This is a genomic window from Mesorhizobium sp. M0052, from assembly GCF_040323255.1.
Taxonomy (GTDB): domain Bacteria; phylum Pseudomonadota; class Alphaproteobacteria; order Rhizobiales; family Rhizobiaceae; genus Mesorhizobium.
Window position 1 is genome coordinate 78,920 of sequence record NZ_JAMYUS010000015.1, and the last position, 20,865, is coordinate 99,784.

Genomic DNA, 20,865 nt, shown 5'->3' on the forward strand with positions numbered 1-20,865 from the left:
AAGCAGCCAATGAGCAAGAAGCCACACTTCAATCCGCGATGGCTCGGCGCTTCTATCCCCAAAAAGCATTGGCATTTTCATCGTCAGCTACTCATCCGCTACGGGATCGTTCTTGGGCCTGGAGAGTTCTCGGACATGGTTCGGGACATCAAGACCGGCTATGCCAAGGCGATCGAGAAGCGATCGAAAAAGGTGTCGATCTACTCGGTCAAAATCGATCGCGTCGGCGAACGGGTCTATGTGCTGTCAGATGGCAAGCGCATCATCACCGCATGGCCGCCGGAGAAGCGCCTAAACGAGAAGCGACGCCGAATGAGCGAACGAGATGAATAACGCCGTTCGATTGGGGTGTCTGCCAATAGGGCGATGAGCCGATGTCTGATACCCTGCGACCTCGGGCATCGACCCGCCGACCGATCACGTCGAAGATTCAAAGCCTGGGAGCGGCCGACTCCAGAACAGCCGGCGCAATCGATGTCGACAACTCCGGGATGGCTCTCCGAGGGAGTCAGCAGATCTGGCTTGGAAATGCATGTGGGGCTGGCTAGCCTTCGGCGTCGTGACAGCGGGGAACCAAGATTCCTAAACCCACTTTCCTTGAGATAGCCCGACGCGCTGGGGTTGGCACGGCGACGGTCGAGCGCGTGCTCAACGGCAGAGGCGGCGTCAGGCCTGCCACAGTCGAGAAGGTTGTCGCCGCCGCGCGTTCGCTCGACTATCCGCGCCGCCTGCCGGAGGCGCATCGCGGGGTGATCAGGATCGAGGTCATCCTGGTCCGCCCGGACGCTACCTTCTTTGCCCGACTGTCTCGCGCTTTCGAGCGTATCGCAGCGACGCTCGACCGCACGATCGCCGTCCACCGCACCTTTCTCGACGAGGCGGATCCGGCGGCAATCGCGCGGCGGATCCTCGATCCCGAGATGCGGCGCGCCGGCCTCATCCTGGCGGTTCCCGACCATCCGCTGGTTGGCGCGGCGCTGAGCCAGTTGGAGAGGCAAAACATCCCGATCGTGCAGATCGTCACAGAGATTTCCGGCACCAGCGGCGCCTATGTCGGCATCGACAACTACGCAGCCGGGCGCATGGCGGGCCTCATGCTGTCGCGCATGCAAAGGCGCCCGGGCAAGGTGGTCGCGGTCTGCCACAGTCAGATCTACCGCGTTCATCGCGATCGCGTCCGCGGCTTCTTCGACTATCTGATGGAGAGGGCGACCGACGACTTCGAACTGGTCGGTGCCCTGTTCGGTCATGACGATGGCGACCGCAACGCCGAACAGCTTCTGGAAGCCTTAAAGCGCTGGCCCGACCTTGCAGGCCTCTACAATGCAGGGGGCGCGAACGCCGCGCTGAACGATGTATTGACGCGGCATCCATTGGGACGCCAGGTCTTCTTCGTCGGCCATGAGCTCACCGAGCGCAGTGCCATCGCACTTCGCGAGGGCACGATGGCTGTCGTGCTCGACCAGGCGCCCGAGGCGCAGGCCAGGCGAGCCATGGACCTCGTCCTGGCGACATTGAACCTGCACGATCTACCGGTTGAAAACCCGCCAATCCGCTTCGTCACCTTCACAGCCGAGAACCTTTGATCTGATTTGATCAAGGTTTGGCGAGCTTTCGCACCTGTCGCAGTGCTAACCCCCTGCGAACGGATGGCGATCGCATATCGAGTTCGCCCCCCTCATCCAGCAGCTTCGCATCCGCCTTTCCCATTGGGAGAAGGGCCGGCGCCAAGCGCAGACGATCGCCCTTTCCCCTCGGAGAAAGGTTGGGTTGCAACAGATCGGTGGCAATTCGGGGGGGGCATTCTTCCACATGCGATGGCGCTCCGCAAATGGGAGGACGACCATTGACCAGACAGCCGACGGCTTACGATCTCAGGAGCGCCAAGGGCAGCCGCAAATGGCTGCAGCTTCATGTAGATACGCCGGCCGAGGCGGCCGCCGCGGTAGCCTGCGATATCGTCATCCTGTCCTGCGAGCCCGACCATAATCTGGAATTGATCCGGCAGGCAGCGCCCTCCGCCTTCCTCTCGGTCGGCATGCCACATGGCGCGGTCGCTTCGCCTGACGAGGCGGTGCGGCTGGGTTTCGCCATGCTGAAGCGCGGTGCCGACGCAGTCTATTGCTCGCACTCGCCGCGCTTCATCGAGGCGATGGCGGCCGAAGGCATTCCGGTCACCGGCCATGTCGGCCTGGTGCCGAACCGTGCAACCTGGACCAATTTCCGCGCTATCGGCCGAACAGCGGAAGAGGCATTCAAGGTGCTGCGCGCGGCCAAGGATTTGGAGAATGCGGGAGCCGCCTGCATCGAGGTTGAGGTGGTGCCGGTGCGGCTTGCCGACCACATCACTCGCTCAACCCCACTGATCACCATGGGAATGGGCTGCGGTTCTGCGTGCGACACGCAATATCTGTTTTCCACCGACGTGCTGGGCACCCATTCCGGCCACTATCCGCGCCATGCCAAGCGCTATGCCGACTTCGTCACGTTGGAGGCGGAGCTTCAAGAAAAACGCGTGGCTGCCTTCCGCGCCTTCGGCCGCGACGTGGCCGAAGGCAGCTACCCCGAGGCTCAGCACCAGGTGGACATGGACGATGCCGCCTATGACCGCTTCCTGACCCTTTCCCAACCCCTGTGAGATCGCCATGGACGACCTGAAATACGGCACGCGCAACAAACGAGGCGACTGGGCTCCCAGCGAGCCGGCCGGCACTGCGCCGTTATTCACCTTTCCACCGCGCCCGCTGGCGCTGCTGAAATGGCTGCCGCACTATTTTCTGCCTTATAATCTGCTGTTCGCGCTCTCGGCGGTGGCGTGGTGGCACTACGTGCTGCCCGATGTCGAGGTCATGAAGACGCTCGCCTTCGGCTGGACCCTACGCCTCTTCCTCGTCAACTGCGCCGCACTGCTTTTGTTCTTTGGCGCTTTCGAGCTTAGACTCTACATCTTGAGAACCCAGGGCAATCGCTTCAAATATAACGGCAAATGGCCCTCCGAGCAGAAGAGCAAGGCCTTCTTCTTCGAGAACCAGAACCTCGACAACATGCTGCGCACCTTCGGCACTGGCATGCCGATCTGGACGGCGATCGAGGTCCTGATCCTCTACGCCTATGCCAATGGCTACGTCCCGTGGCTGACCTTTGCCGACCACCCAGTCTACTTGTTCTGTCTGGCTCTGGTGGTGCCGATCATCCACGAGACGCATTTCTTCCTGCTGCACCGGGCGATCCACTGGCCACCGCTCTACAAATGGGTGCATTCGGTGCACCACAACTCCGTCAACCCGTCGCCCTGGTCGTCGCTGTCGATGCACCCTGTCGAGCAGTTCGGATATCTCGGTGTTGCATTCTGGCACCTGATCATCCCGTCGAACCCGCTGCTGGCACTTTATCAGCTCAACTATGCCGGCTTCGGGGCTATTCCCGGCCATGTCGGTTTCGACAAGGTCGAGCTTGGCGCGGACACGAGCGTCAATAGCCATGCCTACATCCACTACCTCCACCACAAATATTTCGAGGTGAACTACGGCGACGGCCTCATCCCGTTCGACAGGTGGTTGGGCACTTTTCACGACGGCAGCAAGGAAGGCGAGGCCCGCATGCAGGCCCGCTACGAGAAGAAGAAGGCGCGCGCCAACTCCGACGCGGCGAGGTAGCGGCGCCGTCCATCAGGCATCCCGCAAGGGCCGGTATTCAAGAAAGGGGTGAACCGGCACCCCTTCAGAGGGAGGAAACCCGTGAAGAAGCTTCTGTTTTCGACAGCGCTGGCAGCCTTGATATCGACGGCGTTCGCCGTGACGATGTCGACCAGCGCCTTTGCCGCCAATATCGGCGTCAGTATCGTCAATTTCGATAACAATTTCCAGACGTTGTTGAGGGACGGCATGCAGGCCCGCGCCAAGGAGAAGGGCGCCGGCATCCAGGTCGAGGACGCGCAGAACGATGTCGCCAAGCAGCTCGACCAGGTCAAGAATTTCATCGCCAGCGGTGTCGACGCCATCATCGTCACACTGGTCGACACCAATGCGTCAAGGACGCTCAGCGACGAAGCTGCCAAGGCCGGCATTCCCCTAGTCTTCGTCAACCTCGAACCGTCAGACATGGCAAACCTCCCGGAGAAACAGGTCTATGTCGGCTCCAACGAGGTGGAGTCAGGCACCCTCGAAGCGTTCGAGGTGTGCAAGATGCTGCGCGCCAAGGGCAAGTCGGCAGGTGCCAACGCCTACATCGTTATGGGCAGCCTCGTCCACCAGGCGGCCCTGCAGCGGACTAAGGATGTCGAGCAGATCTTCGGCACCGACATGTGCAACTTCATCAAGATCGTCGACAAGCAGTCGTCCGAATGGTCACGCGACAACACGCAGAATCTGATGACTAACTGGCTGACCGCCGGCGGCGCGCCGGACGCTGTCATCGCCAACAATGACGAATCCGCTATCGGCGCCATCCTGGCGCTGAAGGCCAACGGTATCGACATGAAGAACGTCGTCGTCGGCGGCATCGACGCCACGCAGGACGGGTTGCAGTCGATGAAGGCCGGCGATCTTTCTGTGACGGTATTCCAGAACGCCAAGGGGCAGGGCGGCGGCGGCGTCGACGCGGCCCTTGCGCTGGCCAAGGGCGAGAAGGTCGACCGCGTCGTCTACGTGCCGTTCGAGCTGGTGACGTCGGCGAACGCCGCCGAGTATCTCAACAAGAACTAGCTCCGGACCGCCGGGGCGGCAATCACGCCGTCCCGGAGGCCCACTGCGATCGAACTTCATGGGTGTGAAAATGACGAGCTGGATCAGGGCCTTCGGCCTCGACGAAATCGAACAGGAAGGCGCCCGCCGCTTCGACCATGGCGGCCGCACCTACGCCGTGTTCCGCTCGCCCGATGATGAGGTGTTTTGCACCGACGGGCTCTGCACCCACGAGGCGGTGCATATCGCCGACGGGCTGGTCATGGACTATGAGGTCGAATGCCCGAAACATGCCGGCGCCTTCGATTACCGCACCGGCGCGGCCAAGCGCCTGCCGCCCTGCATCAACTTGCGGACCTATCCGGCGAAGGTGGAGGCTGGCTCCGTCCTGGTCGCGATGCCAGTAGCAGGAGGCTGAGCTTGGTGGGCAGTCGACCTTCCTTGGACCGCTTTTGAGTCGCATTCAACTTCCTCCAACGAAGGGTAGGGAAGCGTCCAGACTCGGTCGATCATCTCTAATGGGTTTTGACGCCATGTCCGGGTTGTCCAAAATCAGCATGGCCTCCTCGCGCCGGCCAACCAGCCTAGCGAGGTGTTCCCGAAGGATTGCCTCGCGTTCCGGAGGACCATCCGCCAACATTTCCAGGGCGTCCGCGATCGCCTCTTCAAGCGTGGTCCAACGGCCGGTCGTCTCGGTCCTCGAATGAATTCTGGCCGCAATGGCACGAGCATAGTCTGCACGCATGTTGGCGGGCATGACGTGAGGCGCATCAAAGTAAATCAGTCGCCGCGAAAGCCCCCTGAGGCGCCGGTCTTCAAATTGCCCCGAGAGTTCGAGCCGACGCGGCCATCCCGCATCGCGGAACTCGTCAATCAAGGATTGGTCCGAGCGGGAATAGAAGCTGCCGTAGATCTGCTCCTCGAGGTGAGGGCTCTCTGGGAAAGGAGAGCGAGCCTGCAAAACAGCTGAGATTACCCGCTGGCGCAGACCTTCGTCGCTGCGCACGAGCTCCGCTCGGCGAGTGATCTCCTCGATCCCCAAATCATATCCAGGGGCTTTTTCGCCGACCGTTTCGATCGGCAAGAACAAAGGGCGATGCGTTGAGTTTCAAAGAGGACACAGGCCGCGATTTCGTCGCGATGTATGCCGCCAGTTCCTCGTCGGTCATCGTGGAGAGGGCTGCGGATCTTGTCTGAGATCCAACAAGAAGACTTCGCCCGAATTGTCCGGATTGGTTCCGATGGCGGTCACCAGGAAGGAGGAGCACAGGCCGAAGCGCAGGCGCGTCGCTACGAAGACGGGATTCAGCTCAACGTATTGGGTGGCGGTGGACTTCGACCGGTATGCAATGGCGGATTCCCAAACCACCGGGGCACGGTCCTTTATCAGCCGGGCGATATGGATGGTGGCATAAACGTCGGCAAGAGCGTCATGGGCGTTGCTGTGCTCAAAGCCATTGGCAGGAGCCAGCCGATCAAGCTTGAAGCTTGTCCGTCCCTTTTCATTGATGGGCCAATGGAACCCTTCCGGCGCGAACGTGTGTGCAGCAATCGCAAGTGGCATGATGTCCAATCGCGAATTGCCGCCGGTGTTCGTGAGATAGATCGGAAGAAGGCTCGAATAGAAGGCACGTCGGAGCAATTCCTCGTCGAAGCTGATCGAGTTGTAGCCGACCACGGTCGCGGGAGACCAAGCCGTCAAGACCTCATGAATTCGCCTGCACATCTCGTAGTGCGAGGGGATCTGCAAATCGAACAGCTGATCGACACGCACGCCAGTGACCACCATGGCGCCTGGGGAGGGGACGATGTGTGGGAGCAGCCGGCAACGTATCTCGAAACTGTCGATGACGTTCAGATCATCATCGGTCAGAGCCGCTGCGAACTGCAGTATCTGATCGAAACATCGGTCAGCGCCGGTGGTCTCAGTGTCGTAGAAGATAAAAGCCATCTGGAACCTGCCCCATGTTTGACTCATGAACGATGACCTACGTGAAAAGCAAGTTCGCCTGCGCATGCGTTTATGGGAGATGGGTTCCGACGAAAATCGAGCTCGCACCGGAACGCGAAAGCGTCAACAATACCACATCGTCTGGATGACGACCGTCGGGCTGCCACCATGGGTCGTCTGCGAATCCACAGCGAGTTGGTCGGCTGTGCGTTGTCTTGTCATCTACGCCGAGCGGTCGAAGGAACCCGCTCGTGGACCAGACATCATGCGTGCAACGTCAATCGCGTTTTTTGCTTGATCAGCTGGTTGGCCGACCGTGAAGAGTGATGCGTCTAGCGCCTTAGGAACCAATCGACATTAGTCAAAGAACGATTCCAGCCGCGCGAAGTCCTAGGGGCACCGCGGTCCATTCATCCGGATGCCTTTTGGCGCCACCAGATCGGAAAATTCCGGAACCACCCATCCTAGTGGGGCGTGTCTGGCAGCGCCATTCCCACGCGGGCATTTGCCTCCAATTTCCGCAACGAAGGGTCAAGTCCATGTCAACATAGGCTTGCCAGATGTTTACGCCGAGGGAAACATATTCCGTAAAGTCAGCTTTCAACCAAAGCTAGTATGTTTCCGCGAAGGTTCCCAAACGTTCCTTCTCCAACAGCCCGATCAAAAATCAGCACCAGGGAAACATCAGCGACACACCCTAAAACAGACAGGCAAGCTCACCAGACGCGGCCATCACACCCGCACGACGACAGAGCAGCGAACAACTATCGGAACAAGCTCACCAAGCTCCCTGTAAACAGGCACACCAAGCGACCTGGCTTTGTCAGAAACCCGGACACCCCAAGGGCGAATATGTATTTGGCCGTGAGACGGATACCTCCCTCAAGACTGGCTCAGCGACGCGTCGCCGTGTCAAAGGCTGGCAAATCCAGAAGGTCGGGGCAAGCCAAATTGAGCTATTTGAGATGGTCTTGGTCGCAACCGCCGAAGAGATGGTGGGGACGCGGATACCGCGACAAGTCGGTCGTGGTTCTAGGTTTCCACGATCTGGCTTTGAAAACTCCGCCCCCAAAAACCCGGCATGCCCATCCTGCACGAACGTCCCTGTGACTCGGTTGGGCAGCGCTGTGTCTGATCTGGCGCAACGCGCTGGGAGCGCAAGAATTCGGCCAGGTCACCTATGTCAGGACGAGGACTGGGAGAATGTCTGATCGGATTTAACATCAAGAGGGAAACAAAAACAGAACTTTTTTCATTCACCCCGGCAAGATTCTGCTATACTGGTGTCATCCCACAGAAGAGAGACCCGCCCGGCTATCACCGGGTGGGTTACATAGCTTGGGGTCGCACATGCGACCGCGTCTTTTCAAATGGGCGATGGAATACAAGACCATCCTCAGAGTGTCCAAAGCCACAAATGGTATATCGGTCATCGGCCTTCGCGGAGATACCTTGACCCGGTTGAATCCAGTTCTCATTTCGAGACGAATTTCGCCTTAAAAGATTCAGGCTCCGTCGAAAGCCCCACAGGATGGGGTAGGGACGCCCTGATACTTCCGGCCTGTTGAGTTTCGTGCTCGCCGGAAGTGAGGCACCGCTAGGTGCCGACCGTTAGGGTTCCGAGAGGAACCGGGATACGGCTTTACGGATGGTCCAGCTAACCGCCATCCGGCGTCTGATAAACGCCTAGTAGCTCCAACTCTCTTTAGACGCATGGTTCTAAGAGTTCCCTCTTGTCAGAGAGCGGCGGAGGGCTTCGGCTCTTCGTTCTTATTCAGCTTTCTGACAGGGGGGGATAGCTCTATTCCGCATGTGTCTGTGTCTTGTTCGACAAACCGACCAGGACAACAAAGACGGACAATCAAAAAGACCGCGCCGAGCGCGGGCGAGCGAAGGTTGGTGTCGCGTGTCGACCTGGTGACGATCACCGACCTGCCTCTCAACGTCCTCGACCCTCTAACTATCGGCGAGGGGGTGCGGCAGGCTGTCGCACCCTGTGATAGCCGGCGACCCGATTGCTATAACACACATCATCATCTTCCGGTGCTTATCCGGGTGGTGTGTCCCTCCCTTTGTGTATAGCCCGGCCGTCATCGACGCGCCGGGCTTTTTTATAGAGCTGCATGTAAGTCGCTGGTGACCTTAACATGCTGTTTTTGTGAAATTTTCTGGCTTTGCGAACGGTGCTGGAAGATTCATGTCTGAATCGTAGTCGAAACTCGGAGAAATGAGATGACTGATCACTATATCGATACCGACGTATGGCACCGGTTGCTTGAAGACTTGGCCTACCCGCAGGCTCCCGACCCGAACGACCCTGAATTGACGAGGTGTCAGGAGATTGCCCAGGCGCTCGCACACGCGGGTATATGGCCGGACGCGATGGAAGAGGATCGGGCTGACAAGAGACCTCTGACACCCCCGGCAGCCGTCAACGGCATTGGGCATCTGGCAAGCGAGATTTCCGCCTCACTCACCGGCGCGGAGACCGCCGACATCATTGCCTGTGACCGTCCGGCGGACAAAACAGATGATGGCTCCCGATGACTACCTCGAACGACCTGGCAGCGCTTGAAGCGCGCTGCCAGACCGAGGAGGACAGGATCCGCATATCCTGATGGGTCAGCTGGCAGCGGCAGCTGTCTTTGCCGCCTTTGCTGCCGCCTTGGCTTCTGCCTTCGCAGCGATCTTGGCTTGCTTGGCTCTCCAGGCCTCGACGCGCAGCCGTTCGCGCATCTCGTCGGCCAGAACACGCAAATGGCTCTCGATCAGCAGCAGAGCGGCCAGGCCGCCACAGAAGATCGCAGCGACAGCTAGACCCGCCACGGCGCCGAAGATCACGGCGTTTGCTTGGTTGGGCATGTAGACCTGACCCAGCGCTATGCCGGCCAGGATCAGACCGAGCGCTATGACGCCATTGATCAAACCAAGTATGGATACGAGTAGACGGCTCATGGTTTCCCCTCCCCAAGGTGAATTGTGAATCAAGTGCCATCGCCGACTGCGGGTTGCAAGCGTCTCATCGATTTTCTGAAATGCGCGAGATAAGGGAACAGAGTGGGCACGCGGGAAAATGGTGTAGGCGCCTGTAGCACGCTCTTTCGATGCTCACACAGCTTTGCGGCTGGCGCTTTGGAATCTCGGACTCGTTTCATCGGCCGACCGAATGACGCGCTTTGTTAAAAGTGAACGCGCGAGGCACGAACCTATGTCAGCATCCCCTGATCGATCGCGTTGGCGGCCGCCTATTTGATACGACAGGGTAGGGCTGGACATATCGTGATGAAGTTGTTGCGGCGTTCATGGACTTGACCAGGCTCCGTTAGAATCTGGTTGACACGAGCGTTAGGTTTTGATACTAACGCTGTGAAATCAGGGGCGACGAAAATGGCACTATCAAACGCCGAACGGCAGCGACGGCATTACGAGCGTCGAAAGGCAGCAGCCAGAGCCAAGAGTGATGCTGCAGAAATGACGAGGCCCTTTCTGAGGCAGCCCTTCTTTGCCTTCTTGCATTTCGATTCGAACTGGGTGGATGCCGAGATTGCCCTGCGCATGGCCGGCATCGAACCGCCAGAATTCGGCGATGACCGAGGCCCGGATTTTCCGTCTGACTTGGACGGCCTGGAACTGCCAACGCACCTGACCGACTCGGTCGGCCGCGCGGAGCTGACTGTCGAGTGCCTATTGGAGGCTGCCACGACCTTGGCCGGCATCATCAATCGCTACAAGCGTAAGGAGTTGAATGACACGCTGCTCGAACTCGAGCAGGTCGGCCCTCATGACCTGTTCATCAGGTCGAAGGCTGACACCGACATGTTCCGGATAAAGAAAATCCTTGACCGGCTCGACAAGCAGGTTCGCTGGACGCTGCCAGGATGGAAGGTGAAAGGAGGCTAGGAGAATGTCGGACCGACAGAGCACAGGCGGCATGACCGAGGGTCCCACCGCCGCTACGCCGCAGATCGAATTTCCGGAGACGGCCGTTAACAAGGAGATAGTGCGATGAGCAGCAATGTTATTCCTTTCAGAAGGTCGAAAACAATTTCTAGGAAGCAACTGTTCGCAGAATTCCTAAGAGAGGGGATAGTTATTTCTGATCGTTTCGGGGTAGCGAAGTCACACGTTTCCAACGTTGAGATTTTCGACGCCGGCGTCGAAATATTTGGCGACCTTTCGGATTTTTTCGAATCTCTGCACGATCGTGCTCGCGAGGACGAAGACCCGTCGCTCCTTCTTGCGATCGCAGAGGAAGATTTGGTCACTGCGGCCCGACACATCGCCTTCATAAGAAAGCATTTCGAAGAGATGGCATCTGACCGAGTCGTTAGCGCCAGCGAGGATAGTGATCGCTACTCGGCTTGCGAGCCGATCGCGCTATTCAAAAACGACCCAAGCCGGCCTGTAGAACCTCGGATTGCCTCGGACCGCGCCATAGGCCTGAATCCGGAAATGAAAAAGCTCATATTAGAGGCGACATTGAAATATTGCGGCAATAGCGAGAGCAACGACTAAGCGACGGGCAATCCGTTGCGTTGCCCTCTATTTGGCGCCCTCGATGAGCGCCCGCAGCACGAAGAGAAGCGATATGATCTCCTTCTCCAGCCGCATCGAATCCAAGTTGGCCAGGCCGTCATCGCGTTCATGATCAAGGTGTAGGATAGCATTTGCCACCTTTCGTAGACGATGCAGGGCAGCCTCGCTGGCAACTTGTGCTGTGGCCATGGCGGTTGACCTCGTTGTTTGGGCTGGGAGAAAACCACGAAAGCGATAGGATCACTGCGCTCATCGGATACTCATCATCATGCCACCAGGAACTGTTTCAACAGAGAGACGCATTAGATCGCCTACGAGGCCGCGCGGAAAATCAAATCGAGGACTCGATATGAGGTCGGGCAGTGGACGAATTTGGGTCGAGGTGAGATCTCGTATGTGAATTATGTTTATGTGGTGCTGTTGGACTTCCCCCATTTCGAAGATCCGTTTGGCCTCTATGTTGGTAAATCGCATTACCCGCCGCGACTACGGCTTCAAAATCACCGAGCCGGCGAATTGGCCAACGCAGACGTGCAGCAATACGGCGTTCGCCTGTTGCGGTGGGTTTATCAGCACTTAAATCCGATGATGCCTCGAGAAGCCCCTTCGATCGAACGCCATCTCTATCGAGCTTTAGTCGACGCCGATATCGGGTGGGTGTCCATGGGTCGACTGCGGAATCGATAGCCGTGCGATGAATCAATAAGAAATGGATTCGGTCTTTTTCTTGAGAGGTTAACAGCGCCTTAGAATTGTGTGAAACATAGTTTGCGGCCTCTACTGGGTTGATCCGCGGACCATTTCCGGTTCAATGTCGCCGCCGCGAGCAATCGTTCGGCGGGGGGCCATGACGAAACCGTTCTACCAGAATCCGATTCTCAATTCGCCGTATCTGGCGCCGACGCGTCATCATGCGTTGAGTGAGGATGGACAGCCGCTCGAACACCCGCCGATCGAGGGGCGCCGGAGGTCGAAATACGTCACGCCGGTTCCCAGAGCTAGAAAAGTCAAGAAAGGCGATCGGGAACAGCAGGATTTCGGCTTTGATCGCGCAGCCGATGGCCAGGCTTACAACCCCACCCCGATCATCAACGAGATCCGCGGACATCTGGAAGTTTGGCGCTCGCTGCCGAACCCGAACGACTGGGGTGTGACCCCGACGACCCAACGCCTGTTGCAGCATTGGCGCCATCACGATTTTGAGGGGGCGAAACCATTCTTCTGCCAGGTGGAGGCTGTCGAGGCGGCGATCTGGCTCACAGAAGTCGCGCGCGGCCGTCGCCAATATGCGCACATCTTCCGCCACCTTGAGGAAGCGAACGCAGGCGCGAACCCTGAGCTATTTCGGCTCTCGTTGAAGCTTGCCACCGGCGCCGGCAAGACGACCGTGATGGCGATGTTGATTGCCTGGCAGGTGATCAACGCTTCACGACAGCCGAACTCGTCGCTGTTCTCGAAGGGGTTCCTGCTGATTGCCCCAGGCATCACCATCAAGGACCGTTTGCGCGTCCTCAATCCAGCCGACGGCGAGAACTATTACCAGACCCGGGAGCTCGTTCCGCCTGAGCTGATGATTGATCTCGGCAAGGCCAAGATCGTCATCACCAACTATCACGCCTTCCAACGGCGCGAGAAGCTGGACACCAACAAGACCGGGCGAGCGGTGTTGTCAGGCTGGCGCAACGAGGAACTCGTCACGAAGGAGACTGAAGGCGAGATGCTGCAGCGCGCATGCGGCGAGTTGCTTTCGTTGAAGAGCGTAGTCGTGATCAACGACGAAGCGCACCACTGCTACCGCGAACGCCCTCCGACTGAAGAGGAACTGGCGCTCAAGGGTGAGGAGAGGGAAGAGGCAGAAAAGAATAACCAGGCGGCTCGGCTCTGGATATCCGGGATCGAAGCTCTGAAGCGAAAGGTCGGGGTTCGCGCCGTCTATGACCTTTCGGCGACGCCTTTCTTCCTGCGTGGTTCCGGCTACGAGGAGGGGACACTGTTCCCCTGGGTCGTGTCGGACTTCTCGCTCGTTGACGCCATCGAATGCGGTATCGTCAAGTTGCCTCGCGTTCCCGTTTCCGACAACGCCGTAAATGCCGAGACACCCGTTTTCCGCAACCTGTGGGATTACATCGGCAAGGACATGCCGAAGAAGGGCAAGGGAAAGGCGGGAGAACTCGATCCGCTGCAACTGCCTGCCAAGCTGCAGACGGCGCTCTACGCTCTCTACAGCCACTACGAGAAAGAATATGAGACCTGGGAGCGGGCGGCCATTGGCGTGCCGCCAGTCTTCATCGTCGTTTGCAACAACACGGCGAGTTCCAATCTCGTCTACGAATGGATTTCTGGATGGGATCGGGATGTCGAGAGCCAGCGCCAGAACATCCATCGCGGCCATCTGAAGCTCTTCAGCAATTTCGACCAATATGGCAATCAGCTCCCGCGCATGAATACGCTGCTGATCGACAGTCAGCAGGTCGATTCCGGCGAGGCGCTCGACGAGAATTTCCGCAAGATCGCGGCTGCCGAAATCGAGTTGTTCCGGCAGGAAAAAGCTGCTCGAGAAGGAGCTGCCGAGGCGTCAAACATCTCCGACGCGGACTTGCTGCGTGAGGTGATGAACACCGTTGGGCGAAAGGGCCGGCTCGGCGAACGCATACGGTGCGTGGTCTCCGTCTCGATGCTGACTGAAGGGTGGGATGCCAATACCGTTACCCATATCCTCGGCGTGCGCGCTTTCGGCACCCAGCTTTTGTGTGAGCAGGTGATTGGCCGTGGTCTGCGGCGACAGAGTTATGAGATCAATCCGGAGACCGGGCTGTTCGACACCGAATATGCCGACATTCTCGGCATCCCCTTCGATTTCGCCACCGAGCCGCAGGACGTGGTGAGAAAGCCGCCAAAGCCGGTTACGCGCGTCTTCGCGGTTCGGGAGCGAGAGCGCCTCTCGATCCGCTTCCCTCGCGTCGCTGGTTACCGAATCGATCTGCCGGATGATCGCATCAGCGCAACATTCACCGGGGATTCGAAGCTTGAGCTCACGCCCGAGCTCGTCGGCCCCTGCACCGCCCGGCTTGAGGGCCTTGTCGGAGAAGGCCATGACATCTCTCCGGATGCGCTTGATGATATGAGGCCGAACACCGTTGCGGTGCACCTCACGAAGAAGCTTGTCGAACGCTATTTCCGTGACCCTGACCAGCCGCCGCCTTACCATCTCTACAATCAGATACAGCCTATTACGCGCCGGTGGATCAGGGACTATCTGGTGATGAAAGGCGGGACCAAAGCCGGCATGCTCACCTACGCCGAGCTCGCAGATATCGCCGCGGGATTGATCTACAAAGCAATCGTCCACGAAGCCGGAGCCGGCGGCGAGCCCGTCGTGAAGGCCATGCTCGACCCCTATAATCCGTATGGCAACACGAGCCACGTTTCGTTTATCACCACGAAGACAAATCTTTGGACGACCGCGGCGGATAAGTCCCATGTCAACTACGTGGTTTGCGACTCCGACTGGGAAGGTGAGTTCGCCCGTGTCGTTGAGGCCCACCCATCGACGTTGGCTTACGTGAAGAACCAGGTCCTCGGTTTCGAAGTGCCCTACCGCGACGGTTCGACCAATCGCAAATATTTGCCGGACTTCATCGTGCTCCTGGATGACGGGAACGGAGCGGACGATCCGCTCCAACTCGTGATTGAGATCAAGGGCTTCAAGGATTTGAACGCTCAGGTAAAGGCCGAGACGATGCGCGCTTTTTGGGTTCCGGGCGTAAACAACCTCAGGAACTTTGGCCGGTGGGCATTTGCGGAGTTCCGCGATGCTTTTGCGTTCGAGGAAGAATGGGCAAATCTCGTGACGACGTTGGTCAACACGCGCCGACCTGTCGCCGGTGACTCACTACTACAGACGCATTGAAGGGCGGCAATGGGATACCAATCCGTAAAGGTCAAAGACATAGTTAAGCGCTCTGTTGGACATGAGTGGAGCATCCCGGAGTTCCAGCGAGGGTTCGTCTGGAAGACCACCCAGGTCCGTGATCTGGCAGAGTCTTTATGGCTGAACTATCCAGTCGGCACACTGCTCATCTGGGACAGCAGCTTAGGCGCAGAGACGCAAGGCGCGACGGACGGCCAAGCCCCGAAGCAGTGGGTCGTCGACGGGCAGCAACGAACGACCGCGCTGTGCATCCTCAGCGGGCGCAAGCCGTATTGGTGGAACGCAGGAAAGCCGTGGAACGATCTGGTCAACAAATACGACATCAGGTTCGATGTCCACGCCAAGCTCCCACCTTTCTTCGTGGTCGCGAACGCGGCGACCAGAAAGGTTGCTACAAAACGATACATTCCCGTTCGAGAAATTCTGAACCTCGATCTTGAGACTGAGGCTGATCAGAAGGCACTTTTGGAAATTGCCAAGAATGTGAAACTAGACGGTCTCTGCGACGGCATGGACGTAACCGAGGTCTATACCCGGTTGGACCGTCTGCGGAAAATCCGGGACAAGGAAGTGGTTCTGATCACCGTCGACAACGACCTTGAGGACGTGGTTGAGATATTCGCGCGTTTGAATAGCCGTGGCACTCGCGTCACTGAGGCGGATATCTATCTCGGCGTTGTCGCGGCACGGACTCCCGGTTGGGTTCGCGAACACTACCTTCCCTACATTGAGAGTCTCAGCGTCGCTGGCTTCGACGTTACACCGAATCTGGTCTTTCGCACTCTCACAGGTATCGGAAAGAAGCGGATTCGATACATGGACATTGACGCCGATTTTTGGAACGCCGCGCATATCATGCCCACATGGGAACGCACCAAGAAAGCCTGGGCGCTGGCAGCCAAACATCTCCGTGAGCACGGCATTACGGGTAACGCGCTTCTTCCTTCGGACAACGCATTGGTGCCGCTAACTGCACTTTTGGATAGATACCCCGATGGAGCTTTCGACCAGATTTTCTATTGGTTCTTGCAGGCGTCTCGCTTCGGCCGTTACTCGACGTCCTCGACGAGCTCAATGGAGGAGGATCTTAAGGAAATAGCTGAGTCCTCGGATCTGAAAAACGCGCTGGAGCGCCTGCTAGCAAGAATTCGCTATCTCCCTATGCTGAGTTCTGACGACTTCATGCGCGATTACTCAGATACCCGCTTCGGCCGATTGCTGCTCTATCTACTGATTTACAAGGCCGGCGCGGTCGATTGGGACAAGCCACACATGAGGATAGGATTCGAGGCAGACGAGCTAGTTTCAGGCTTCACCCCACAATTCCACCATATATTCCCCAAGGCATTCGTAGGAGACAGCCAACCGGAGGCGTTGGTTAACGCGCTGGCTAACATCGCGCTGATTGGACCGAAGGCGAATATTCGCATTTCAAAGCAAGATCCAATGAACTACGTGGCCAAATACGTTATCGGTGAGACCAAGCTCGCACAGCAGTTCATCGCGCCCTCGCTCGCTACGACTGACATGGGCCAGTTTCCGGAGTGGCTCAAATTACGAGCTGAGCGGCTCGCCAAGGAGGGCAATGACTTCTTAGGAACGTTACGCGGCGATCTTAAAATTCCAGAACCTGTTGCTTCCGAGGTGACGGCCGAACATGCATTCAACTCGGAATAGGGAGCGCAAGCTCCCATGAAGGCCCCAGTGTGCCGAGCCAGAACTGTAGAAAGAAGCCCAATGGCCAAAGCGCCAGATTCTCGCCGAAACGAACGACCGCGCTTTCCCACCGCAGAACTGAAGCGGCAACTTTCATATTTCGACACAACAGCGCCTGCCAGAACCACGTTTAAGGGGGTGCCGTATCGCTTTGCCGAACGTGCTGCGAACTTGGCCCCTGCGATCGCCGACAAAGCTGAACGCTACTTCCGGCGCGATGGACCCAATGCGATCACTTGGCATCGGCACAGTAACCACATGCTGTCATCACAATCGTGCTGCCTAAACTTTCTCATGCCCTTAGCCGAGGACCCGACGAGGCTTTCTGCCTTGGTTGGATACGCGCTTGATATCGACCCTCCGGAGATGCTGGAGGTGGAGCGAGGCCCGGACGGCGAGCCTTGGTATATCGGCTTTGAATGGGTAGGCACCCGAGACTATCTGAACGAGGTAAGAGGAAAGGGGACCCTCCAGAGGGGGGCAAACTGCACAAGCGCCGACGCGTTCATGCGCTTCAAGACCGTCAGCGGGATCGAGGGCCTTCTTGTCGAGTGGAAGTATACCGAAAGCTATGGTGCGCCGCTGCGGGACGGTTCGCGGATAAGGGGTGGAGAGGCTGCACCAAGCGGCGGCCATGTCACCAGGCGCGCGCGATACAAGGACCTGATGCTTGCCCCTAACGGGCCTCTTAGGGCCGATCCCAACCTGTCGCTAGATGATTTTTTCTACGAACCATTCTACCAGCTTCTGCGCCAGCAGATGTTGGCGCATCAGATGGAGAAGAGCGGCGACGCCGACATTGTTCGCGTTCTGCACATCTCGCCCACAGGAAATCGGAAGCTTCACGCTGTAACGTCGCCAAAGTTTGCGAAACTCGGTGCCACCGATACGTTCGAGTTCTTTCGCTCGTTGCTAGTTCATCCGGACCGCTTCGTATCCCACACCACGGAAGCGCTGTTCGGCAACCTGCTCGCGCAGGCGCCTGTTGGCGATCCTTGGGCGACCTACATCAAGGAACGCTACGCGTTCGTGAACGACGGATTATCAGTCTGATGGCTAAAGCCCCACACGAGATCGACGCCCTCACCCACAACGCTGCGCGGCGCATCAATGTGCCGACGGCCGAGATGGCTTCGCTGTTCGAGCAGCAGGCGGAAATCTTAGGCGGTGCCGAACGCCAGATGACGATCGCAAGGCCTAGGCCGCTCGCGAGTGGGGAGGAGCGAGACCGCGATCCCGACCTCGACCCGCAGATAGTCTGGAACGGCGCGCGCATTCGTATCACGAAGGATCAGATGCGACAGCTTGCCGAGACTGGCGAGCTCGAGCTTGGGGACGCACAGCTTGTTTGGCGCGGTAAGGACCGGCAGGACTGGTCCGACCTTGTGGTCAATGCGCCACCTATTTACGTGCAGGAGAAAGTGCACCCCAAGGCAATCGTCGACGATCTCAAGCGTCGGTCGAATGTGCGCCGTGAGGCCGACACCGACGCGCCGGACCTCTTTGCCGATTTCAATGGCCTTGCCGATCCAGAGGCTCGTGCCGAGTTCTACCAGCACGCGCAGCACTGGACGAATCGTTTCATCCTCGGCGACTCGCTGCAGGTGATGGCCAGCCTTGCCGAGCGCGAGGGGATGCGTGGTAAGGTGCAATGCATCTATTTCGATCCGCCCTATGGAATAAAATTCAATTCGAACTGGCAGGTCTCCACCCTGTCTAGTCGCGTAATCGATGGGAAACGGGAGGATGTCTCGCGCGAGCCGGAACAGGTGAAAGCCTTTCGCGACACCTGGAAGGACGGCATTCATTCCTACCTCAGTTATCTGCGGGACCGACTGATGGTCGCACACGAGCTTCTGTCGGAGAGTGGCTCGATTTTCGTCCAGATTGGCGACGAAAACGCGCATCGTGTTCGGGCCGTAATGGATGAAGTTTTCGGGGAGGAGAACCGGATTATCGAGATCGTATTTGCGAAGACCGTTGGTCAAACAGCAGACTTCGTCCCAGGAATTACTGACTACTGCCTATGGTATGGCAAGAAACGAACACATACAAAGTTCCGGCCACTTCTAAAAGAGAAGAATTTGGGCGGTGAAGGAACAACCGGTTACCGCTTTGTGGAACGAGAGCCATTTGACTGGCGCCCTTTATCCCTTGAAGAAAAAACTGGGGTCTCGCCGTCTCCAAATGATGGCCGGCTAGTAGCGATTGGCGATCTCTCCTCACAGAGACAAGGCCGTGCCGCTGGTGAGGGTTCTGCAATGGGTTTCCCTATCGACTTTAGAGGCAGCACCTTCCGCCCTTCTGGTGCCCGGGGCTGGTCGACAACACGGGAGGGTATCGCTCGGCTCGCTCGAGCAAATCGGATCTACTCGTCTGGAACGGGGATTGGCTACGTCAGGTATCTCGACGACTATCCGACAATGCCACTGACGAACATTTGGTCAGACACGGTTGGCCAAAGCCAGTATGGCGGATCAAAAGTGTATGTTGTGCAAACGGGGTTGAAGGTTGTCGAGCGCTGCATCCTAATGGCCACGGACCCCGGCGATCTCGTGCTCGACCCGACCTGCGGCTCCGGCACGACGGCATCGGTCTCCGAACAGTGGGGCAGGCGCTGGATCACTATCGACACGTCGCGGGTCGCGCTGGCGCTTGCCCGCACGCGGCTTATGTCGGCTCGCTATTCCTACTATTACCTTGCCGACAGCGCGGGCGGCCGGGCGCAGGAGCAGAAGATTTCCGGTAAGATCCAGCCTCAGACGCCCACCTTAGGGGACATTCGTCAGGGCTTTGTCTATGAACGAGCTCCGCACATTACCCTCAAATCCATCGCCAATAATGCCGAGATCGATGTGATATGGGAGAGGTGGCGGGATCCGTTGGGACTAATCCGCGGCGAGCTGAACGAGAAGCTACAGAATGGCTTCGAGGAATGGGAAATACCGCGCGACCTCGACCATTGGCTGGAAACGAAGGAAGGCGCCACCAAGGCAGGACTCATCACTGCCCGCGTGCGCGAACTTCACAAGGCCTGGTGGGAAGGCCGAATCGCGCGACAAAAGGAGATGGATGCCTCGATAGCACGCGCGGCCGATGTCGAGATGCTCTACGACCGCCCTTATGAGGACAAGTCGAAGGTGCGCGTCGCTGGACCCTTCACGGTCGAGAGCCTGTCGCCGCACCGTGTCGTTACGTCGCGTGACGACACGCTCGGGGCGCAAATCAAGGCTGACGAGGGTGGCACGCAGCCGACGCCGGCCAATGTGCCAGAGATCGATTTCGGCCGGATGGTGCTTGACCATCTACGCTCCGCGGGCGTCCAGCAGCAGGAGAAACGCGACACCATTCGGTTTAATTCCGTCGAACCCTGGCCGGGCAACTGGCTGGCAGCGGAGGGCCGCTACACCGATGGCGACGGGCGCGAAAAGCGTGCGGGCATCCTGATCGGACCGGAATTCGGCACGCTAACACGCAGCCAGATCACCGCCGCCGCGCGCGAAGCCTCTGACGCCCGGTTTGACGCGCTGATCGCTTGCGCCTTCAACTTCGAGGCTCAGGCAAGCGACCTCCATCGGCTCGGCCCGCTGCCTATCCTGAAGGCGCGCATGAACCCCGACCTGCACATGGCTGATAATCTGAAGAACACGGGCAAAGGCAATCTCTTCGTAGTCTTCGGCGAGCCAGATGTCGACTTGATCGAGACAGCTGGTGGCGAGCTGCAGATCAAGGTCAACGGTGTCGACATCTTCGACCCATCAACCGGCGAGATCCGCTCGGACGACGTCAAGGGGATTGCAGCCTGGTTCATTGATACCGACTACAACGAAGAGAGCTTCTTCGTCCGCCACGCCTATTTCCTCGGCGCCAACGACCCATACAAGTCGCTGAAAACCGCGCTGAAGGCAGAGATCGACGAGGACGCCTGGTCAACCCTCTATTCCGACACGTCACGGCCATTTCCTCGCCCTGCAACGGGACGCATCGCCGTGAAAGTAATCAATCATTTTGGGGACGAAGTGCTGAAGGTTTTTGGGGTGTGAGGGGGC

Annotated in this window: 17 protein-coding genes; 13 read left to right on the forward strand and 4 right to left on the reverse strand. The window is 58.3% G+C overall.

The genetic code is table 11. The features are described 5' to 3' along the window. Positions 1-9 precede the first annotated feature (9 nt). The 6 genes from NKJ77_RS20645 (at position 10) to NKJ77_RS20670 (ending at position 5,100) form a co-directional block, all read left to right on the forward strand. The gene (locus NKJ77_RS20645) at positions 10-333 is read left to right on the forward strand and encodes a hypothetical protein (protein WP_352535657.1); all 324 of its coding nucleotides are present in this window, start codon (positions 10-12) and stop codon (positions 331-333) included. A 245-nt stretch (positions 334-578) separates the two neighbouring features. Continuing rightward, positions 579-1,586 (forward strand): LacI family DNA-binding transcriptional regulator, encoded by a 1,008-nt coding sequence (locus NKJ77_RS20650; protein ID WP_352535707.1) that lies wholly within the window; start codon positions 579-581, stop codon positions 1,584-1,586. Positions 1,587-1,846: 260 nt separating this feature from the next. Continuing rightward, positions 1,847-2,638 (forward strand): 3-methyl-2-oxobutanoate hydroxymethyltransferase, encoded by a 792-nt coding sequence (locus tag NKJ77_RS20655; RefSeq protein WP_352535658.1) that lies wholly within the window; start codon positions 1,847-1,849, stop codon positions 2,636-2,638. Between the two features lie 7 nt (positions 2,639-2,645). Further along, a complete protein-coding gene (locus NKJ77_RS20660; protein ID WP_352535659.1) occupies positions 2,646-3,656 on the forward strand; it encodes a sterol desaturase family protein in 1,011 nt (336 codons plus the stop codon). An 81-nt stretch (positions 3,657-3,737) separates the two neighbouring features. Further along, positions 3,738-4,703: a substrate-binding domain-containing protein gene (locus NKJ77_RS20665; protein WP_352535660.1), complete on the forward strand. Its 966-nt coding sequence runs from the start codon at positions 3,738-3,740 to the stop codon at positions 4,701-4,703. 70 nt (positions 4,704-4,773) lie between these two features. Further along, positions 4,774-5,100, forward strand: a complete 327-nt coding sequence (locus tag NKJ77_RS20670; protein WP_352535661.1) for a MocE family 2Fe-2S type ferredoxin — start codon at positions 4,774-4,776, stop codon at positions 5,098-5,100. A 45-nt stretch (positions 5,101-5,145) separates the two neighbouring features. Here NKJ77_RS20670 and NKJ77_RS20675 read toward each other — a convergent pair whose 3' ends face one another. Then, on the reverse strand, positions 5,146-5,772 hold the full coding sequence (locus tag NKJ77_RS20675) for a hypothetical protein (RefSeq protein WP_352535662.1): 627 nt from the start codon (positions 5,770-5,772) through the stop codon (positions 5,146-5,148). 75 nt (positions 5,773-5,847) lie between these two features. After that, a complete protein-coding gene (locus tag NKJ77_RS20680; protein WP_352535663.1) occupies positions 5,848-6,633 on the reverse strand; it encodes an exodeoxyribonuclease I in 786 nt (261 codons plus the stop codon). Positions 6,634-8,865: 2,232 nt separating this feature from the next. Between NKJ77_RS20680 and NKJ77_RS20685 the strand changes: the two genes are divergently transcribed. Continuing rightward, on the forward strand, positions 8,866-9,180 hold the full coding sequence (locus NKJ77_RS20685) for a hypothetical protein (protein ID WP_352535664.1): 315 nt from the start codon (positions 8,866-8,868) through the stop codon (positions 9,178-9,180). 75 nt (positions 9,181-9,255) lie between these two features. On the opposite strand, the gene NKJ77_RS20690 is transcribed toward NKJ77_RS20685, so the two are convergent. After that, positions 9,256-9,588, reverse strand: coding sequence for a hypothetical protein (locus NKJ77_RS20690; protein WP_352535665.1), 333 nt, complete (start codon positions 9,586-9,588; stop codon positions 9,256-9,258). Between the two features lie 432 nt (positions 9,589-10,020). Here NKJ77_RS20690 and NKJ77_RS20695 point away from each other — a divergent pair, with 432 nt between their 5' ends. Both NKJ77_RS20695 and NKJ77_RS20700 read left to right on the forward strand, forming a co-directional pair. Then, complete coding sequence (locus NKJ77_RS20695) at positions 10,021-10,533, forward strand: hypothetical protein (protein ID WP_352535666.1); 513 nt, start codon at positions 10,021-10,023, stop codon at positions 10,531-10,533. 105 nt (positions 10,534-10,638) lie between these two features. Further along, on the forward strand, positions 10,639-11,148 hold the full coding sequence (locus NKJ77_RS20700; RefSeq protein ID WP_352535667.1) for a hypothetical protein: 510 nt from the start codon (positions 10,639-10,641) through the stop codon (positions 11,146-11,148). 27 nt (positions 11,149-11,175) lie between these two features. On the opposite strand, the gene NKJ77_RS20705 is transcribed toward NKJ77_RS20700, so the two are convergent. After that, complete coding sequence (locus tag NKJ77_RS20705) at positions 11,176-11,358, reverse strand: hypothetical protein (RefSeq protein ID WP_352535668.1); 183 nt, start codon at positions 11,356-11,358, stop codon at positions 11,176-11,178. Between the two features lie 658 nt (positions 11,359-12,016). Between NKJ77_RS20705 and NKJ77_RS20710 the strand changes: the two genes are divergently transcribed. The 4 genes from NKJ77_RS20710 to NKJ77_RS20725 are packed head-to-tail and all read left to right on the forward strand — an operon-like array spanning position 12,017 to position 20,859. Continuing rightward, a complete protein-coding gene (locus tag NKJ77_RS20710) occupies positions 12,017-15,079 on the forward strand; it encodes a BPTD_3080 family restriction endonuclease (protein WP_352535669.1) in 3,063 nt (1,020 codons plus the stop codon). 9 nt (positions 15,080-15,088) lie between these two features. Continuing rightward, positions 15,089-16,777, forward strand: coding sequence for a GmrSD restriction endonuclease domain-containing protein (locus tag NKJ77_RS20715; RefSeq protein ID WP_352535670.1), 1,689 nt, complete (start codon positions 15,089-15,091; stop codon positions 16,775-16,777). A gap of 60 nt (positions 16,778-16,837) precedes the next feature. After that, on the forward strand, positions 16,838-17,869 hold the full coding sequence (locus NKJ77_RS20720) for a PGN_0703 family putative restriction endonuclease (RefSeq protein ID WP_352535671.1): 1,032 nt from the start codon (positions 16,838-16,840) through the stop codon (positions 17,867-17,869). Continuing rightward, positions 17,869-20,859, forward strand: coding sequence for a site-specific DNA-methyltransferase (locus NKJ77_RS20725; RefSeq protein WP_352535672.1), 2,991 nt, complete (start codon positions 17,869-17,871; stop codon positions 20,857-20,859). Before NKJ77_RS20720 ends, NKJ77_RS20725 begins: the two co-directional genes overlap by 1 nt. Positions 20,860-20,865 lie beyond the last annotated feature (6 nt).

Coding starts and splice junctions, on each gene's coding strand:
- NKJ77_RS20690 (WP_352535665.1), bottom strand. CDS start 9,588: ATGAGCCGTCTACTCGTATCCATACTTGGTTTGATCAATGGCGTCATA.
- NKJ77_RS20685 (WP_352535664.1), top strand. CDS start 8,866: ATGACTGATCACTATATCGATACCGACGTATGGCACCGGTTGCTTGAA.
- NKJ77_RS20715 (WP_352535670.1), top strand. CDS start 15,089: ATGGGATACCAATCCGTAAAGGTCAAAGACATAGTTAAGCGCTCTGTT.
- NKJ77_RS20700 (WP_352535667.1), top strand. CDS start 10,639: ATGAGCAGCAATGTTATTCCTTTCAGAAGGTCGAAAACAATTTCTAGG.
- NKJ77_RS20680 (WP_352535663.1), bottom strand. CDS start 6,633: ATGGCTTTTATCTTCTACGACACTGAGACCACCGGCGCTGACCGATGT.
- NKJ77_RS20725 (WP_352535672.1), top strand. CDS start 17,869: ATGGCTAAAGCCCCACACGAGATCGACGCCCTCACCCACAACGCTGCG.
- NKJ77_RS20710 (WP_352535669.1), top strand. CDS start 12,017: ATGACGAAACCGTTCTACCAGAATCCGATTCTCAATTCGCCGTATCTG.
- NKJ77_RS20645 (WP_352535657.1), top strand. CDS start 10: ATGAGCAAGAAGCCACACTTCAATCCGCGATGGCTCGGCGCTTCTATC.
- NKJ77_RS20670 (WP_352535661.1), top strand. CDS start 4,774: ATGACGAGCTGGATCAGGGCCTTCGGCCTCGACGAAATCGAACAGGAA.
- NKJ77_RS20720 (WP_352535671.1), top strand. CDS start 16,838: ATGGCCAAAGCGCCAGATTCTCGCCGAAACGAACGACCGCGCTTTCCC.
- NKJ77_RS20695 (WP_352535666.1), top strand. CDS start 10,021: ATGGCACTATCAAACGCCGAACGGCAGCGACGGCATTACGAGCGTCGA.
- NKJ77_RS20705 (WP_352535668.1), bottom strand. CDS start 11,358: ATGGCCACAGCACAAGTTGCCAGCGAGGCTGCCCTGCATCGTCTACGA.
- NKJ77_RS20660 (WP_352535659.1), top strand. CDS start 2,646: ATGGACGACCTGAAATACGGCACGCGCAACAAACGAGGCGACTGGGCT.